At 76.0% G+C, this 4,320-nt stretch carries 4 protein-coding genes; 2 read left to right on the top strand and 2 right to left on the bottom strand.

From position 1 onward, the window contains the following. Positions 1-95 precede the first annotated feature (95 nt). Together V7793_RS34155 and V7793_RS34150 are read left to right on the top strand one after the other, a co-directional pair. Entirely contained in the window at positions 96-1,574 is a 1,479-nt protein-coding gene (locus tag V7793_RS34155) for a DNA-3-methyladenine glycosylase 2 family protein (RefSeq protein ID WP_336013578.1), read from the top strand. Further along, positions 1,571-2,104, top strand: coding sequence for a methylated-DNA--[protein]-cysteine S-methyltransferase (locus V7793_RS34150; protein ID WP_336013577.1), 534 nt, complete (start codon positions 1,571-1,573; stop codon positions 2,102-2,104). The genes V7793_RS34155 and V7793_RS34150 overlap by 4 nt, the downstream gene beginning before the upstream one ends. A gap of 49 nt (positions 2,105-2,153) precedes the next feature. Here the strand turns inward: V7793_RS34150 and V7793_RS34145 are convergent, their stop codons facing one another. Further along, positions 2,154-2,636 carry a DUF456 domain-containing protein gene (locus tag V7793_RS34145; protein WP_336013576.1) on the bottom strand — a complete coding sequence of 161 codons (483 nt, stop codon included), beginning with the start codon at positions 2,634-2,636 and terminating at the stop codon, positions 2,154-2,156. 110 nt (positions 2,637-2,746) lie between these two features. Beyond that, positions 2,747-3,496: a helix-turn-helix transcriptional regulator gene (locus V7793_RS34140; protein WP_336013574.1), complete on the bottom strand. Its 750-nt coding sequence runs from the start codon at positions 3,494-3,496 to the stop codon at positions 2,747-2,749. Positions 3,497-4,320: the final 824 nt, after the last annotated feature.

The raw sequence follows: 4,320 nt of genomic DNA, 5'->3' as shown, positions 1-4,320 counted from the left end.
GCCTCGCCCACGGTCCGTACAGCGCGCCCCGGAGGCCCGAAGGCCCCGTCCGATTTCCGCCAGTCGCACGCGGCCCCGTGCCGCAGACTGGACGCATGGACGACGAGGCCCGCTACCAGGCGGTACACAGCAGGGACGCCCGCTTCGACGGCGAGTTCTTCCTCGCCGTGCAGACCACCGGCATCTACTGCCGTCCCAGCTGCCCCGCCGTGACCCCCAAGCGCCGGAACGCCCGCTTCTACCCCTCGGCCGCCGCCGCGCAGGGCGCCGGGTTCCGCGCCTGCCGCCGCTGCCGCCCCGACACCGCCCCCGGCTCCGCCGAGTGGAACGTCCGCGCCGACCTCGTCGGCCGCGCCATGCGCCTGATCGGCGACGGCGTCGTCGACCGCGACGGCGTCGCGGGCCTCGCCTCCCGCCTAGGCTACAGCGCCCGGCAGGTGCAGCGCCAGCTCACCCAGGAGCTCGGCGCCGGCCCCATCGCCCTCGCCCGCGCGCAGCGCGCCCACACCGCCCGCGTCCTGCTGCAGACCACCGACATGCCGGTCACCGGGATCGCCTTCGCCGCGGGCTTCGCGAGCGTGCGCCAGTTCAACGACACCATCCGCGAGATCTACGCCGCCACCCCCAGCGGCCTGCGCGGCTGCAGGAGCCGCCGGCCCGCCGGCGCCGGCATCCCGCTGCGGCTGGCCCACCGCGGCCCGTACGCCGCCCCCGAGATCTTCGGCTTCCTGCAGCGGCGTGCCGTCCCCGGCGTCGAGGAGGTCCTCGGTACCGAGGGCGCCCGCCTCTACCGCCGCACCCTGCGGCTGCCCTACGGCACCGGCATCGCCGAGGTCTGTGAACCCCGCCCCGGGGACAGCCGGCACGGTGCTTGGCTCGACTGCCGGATCCACCTCACCGACCCCCGCGACCTGGCCACCGCCGTCCAGCGCGTACGCCGCCTGTTCGACCTCGATGCCGACCCCTACGCCGTCGCCGAGCGGCTCGGCGCCGACCCCCTGCTGCGCCCGCTCGTCGAGGCCCGGCCCGGCCTGCGCTCGCCCGGCGCGGCCGACGGCGAGGAACTGGCCGTGCGCGCCGTGCTCGGGCAGCAGGTGACCGTGGCCGCCGCGGCCCGCCTCGGCGAGCGCCTCGTCGCCGCCTACGGCAAGCCACTGCCCGTCCCCGACGGCGGCCTCACGCACCTCTTCCCCGAGCCCGCCACCCTCGCCGACGCCGCCCTCGACGAGCTCGGCATGCCCGACGCCCGCAAGCGCGCCCTGCGCGCCACGGCCACGGCCCTCGCCGACGGCACCGTCCGCCTCGACCCCGGCGCGGACCGCGAAGAAGCGGCCCGGGCCCTCCTCGGCCTCCCCGGCATCGGCCCCTGGACCACCGGATACATCCGGATGCGGGCCCTCGGCGACCCCGACGTCCTCCTCGGCGACGACGCCGGCGTCCGCCACGGCCTCGCCGCGCTCGGCGCGGACCCCGGCGCCGCCGACGCCTGGCGCCCCTGGCGCAGCTACGCCCTCCACCACCTCTGGCACCTCGCGGCCCCGGCCGCCCCGACTCGCAAGGACTCCCGAGCATGACCACCCTCTACAGCGAGATCACCAGCCCCCTCGGCCCGCTCCTCGTCACCGGCCGCCCCTCCGCCGGCGCCCCCGGCGGGACCGCCATCGCCTCCCTGTCCGTACCAGGCCAGAAGAACGCCCCCGCCGTGGCGCCGGACTGGCGGCGCGACACCGCCGCCTTCGCCGAGGCCGAGCGGCAGCTCACCGCCTACTTCGCGGGCGAGTCCCGGGACTTCCGCCTCGAATTCGCCGCGGAGGGCACGGAGTTCCGCCGCCGCGTCTGGGACGCCCTGGACGCCATCCCCTACGGCGCCACCACCACCTACGGCGAGCTCGCCGCCCGCATCGGCGCCTCCCGCGCCGCGGTCCGCGCGGTCGGCGGGGCCGTCGGCGCCAACCCGCTGCTCGTGCTGCGCCCCTGCCACCGGGTGATCGGCGCGGACGGCTCGCTCACCGGCTACGCGGGCGGCCTGGACCGCAAGCGCGCCCTGCTCGCCCTCGAAGGCACCGGAGGCGCCGGAGGCATCGGAGGCACGGCGGGACGGTGAGCCGGGGCCCGGCCCGGGTCCCGCCCGGGCCGCCGGGCCCGCCCCCGGCTCATCCGGCGGTGACCGCGCCGATCCACATCCCCACCACGAGCAGGCACGCGAACAGCTCCACGAGGACGCTCGTGCCCAGCGCCCGCATCACGTTCCGGGTGGACGCCCACGCCGCGCCGTGCCCGCCCAGACGCCTGCGCTCCACGCCGTAGAGCCCGGCGACGAACCCCGGGACCGCGCCCAGCACCGGGATCACGAAGAAGCCGGCGATGCCGCAGACCCCCGCCACCAGGAAGGTGCGGCGCGTGATGCCCGCGCCCCGGAGGCGGCGGGGCGGCAGCAGCCAGCCGACGGCCCGCTCCAGCAGCAGCACCCCCGTCGCCCCCGCCAGCACGGCCCAGGCGAGGGCGGTCCGGTCGGTCATCGACCACCACAGCACGCCGGCCCACACGATCGGCGGCCCCGGCACTCCGGGGGTGACGACGCCGAGCAGGCCGAGCAGCATCACGAGGCCGACCAGGACCAGCTGCCACGTCCCCATGAACCAAGGCTGCCGGAAGCCGGGCGGCGGCGCCCCCGGACCATTACGGCCACGGTGGCCGATACCCGACCACGGCCTCCCACCTGCGGGGATGCTGACCAGGGTCCGCGTCAGCGGCGTGCGGTCCAGCCGTGCGCGGCGGCGTGCCAGCCCAGCTGGAGCCGGGTGGTCACCCCGGCCAGCTCCATCAGCCGCTTCACCCGGCGCTGCACCGTGCGCAGCCCGAGCCCGAGCTGCTTGGCGACGCTCGCGTCGGTCAGGCCGTCCATCAGCAGCGAGAGCACCGCCAGGTCGAGCGCGTCGGGCCCCGCCGCGGCGCCGTCGGCGGCACGCCGGGCCGCGTCCGCACAGACCCGGAGGGGGAGGGCCTCGTTCCAGATGTCCTCGAACAAGTTCACCAGCGACGCGAGCAGCGGGCCGGGGTGGACGACCAGGGCCGCCGGCTCGGGCAGTTCGGGAAGCGCGGCGAGCCCGGCCGTGCGAGGGGTGAGCGGAAGCAGGGCAACTGCGCGGTCGGCGATCACCAGTTCGGCGGGAATGCGCTCCGCGACGCGCATCAGGGCCGGATCCCCGGAATCCGGCAGCGCGGCGAGGCCGGCGCGTTCGACGACGGTGCGGTGGGGTATGCCGGACGCTGTGTCCGATGAAACGGCCGAGCCGTCCGCGCTTCCCGAGCTGTCAGAGCCGCCCGATCCGTCCGGGCCGAACGGTCCCTCCGGGCCGCCCGAGCCGTCCGGTGCGGCCCGGCCGGCCGTCCGCCAGGGCCTTCCCGTCAGCAGTGCGCATATCTCCACGCAGGCGCCGCGGCGTATGCGCAGCAGCCGTTCGTCAACACAGCGTGCGCCCGTCACCAGTTCCACACCGCTGTGTCCCGCGGGCTGCAGCCGTTCCTTTTCCGTCCCCCCGCAACGGCCCATCTCCCGGACTGCGGCAGGCCCTTCCAGTCCAATGGCACCGAGCACACGACATCCCTCCCCGCGACCGCTTTTCGACTCGGTCATCATCCCCGGGTGAGGTCTGCCGTGCACTCTTCCCGTATGCCCAAGAGTATGGACAATAAGGGCATGAGCCAGCAGGGGGACCCGCGCACCGGCCAAGAGGACGCCTGGTGGGGCGAGTTGTACGACAAGAATGCACCGGATATCGGCTCCGCCGCCGGGGACGACAGCAGCCTGGACGAGCGCTTCACCTCCGCATCGGCGGTGGTGAGGGCGGAAGCCGGCGGCGAACGGCCGAAAAGGACGCAGAGGACGGTGAGGGCGCCGAGAGCGGAGCCCCCCGATCCGCCGCGGCCCCCGGATCCCGTCGCCGTTCCACCGAGCGGGCTTCCCTCGCTGCCGAAGGGATATGGGGCGCCCCGTTCGCGCGGGGTGCCCGGGCGTTCCGAATTCACGCCGCCGCCCGGAGCGGAGCCGCCGCCCGAACTGCCCCCGCCTTCGCGCGCGGAGCGGCTCGCCGACGGTCCCGTGCCCGGCCGGGCGGCCAGGGTCCCTCTGCCGAGGATTCCGAAACCACCGGATCTCCATTCGGCGGGACTCCTTCCGGAACTCCTGGAGAAACCGCAGAAGTGGCGCAAGAGCGACCCCCGCAGGCAGAGCGACCCCCGCAGGCAGGCGGAGGTACCGCGGCAGCCGGGGCGGCCGGCACGGCCCTCCGGTCCGGAGCGGCAGGACCCCCGGAGCCG

The sequence above is a fragment of the Streptomyces sp. KLMMK genome, from assembly GCF_036961605.1.
In the GTDB taxonomy this organism is placed as follows: domain Bacteria; phylum Actinomycetota; class Actinomycetes; order Streptomycetales; family Streptomycetaceae; genus Streptomyces; species Streptomyces telluris.
This window is presented reverse-complemented; position numbering and strand designations above follow the sequence as displayed.

Excerpts from the sequence above, each read along its gene's own strand:
- V7793_RS34150 (WP_336013577.1), top strand. The coding sequence starts at position 1,571 with ATGACCACCCTCTACAGCGAGATCACCAGCCCCCTCGGCCCGCTCCTC.
- V7793_RS34145 (WP_336013576.1), bottom strand. The coding sequence starts at position 2,636 with ATGGGGACGTGGCAGCTGGTCCTGGTCGGCCTCGTGATGCTGCTCGGC.
- V7793_RS34155 (WP_336013578.1), top strand. The coding sequence starts at position 96 with ATGGACGACGAGGCCCGCTACCAGGCGGTACACAGCAGGGACGCCCGC.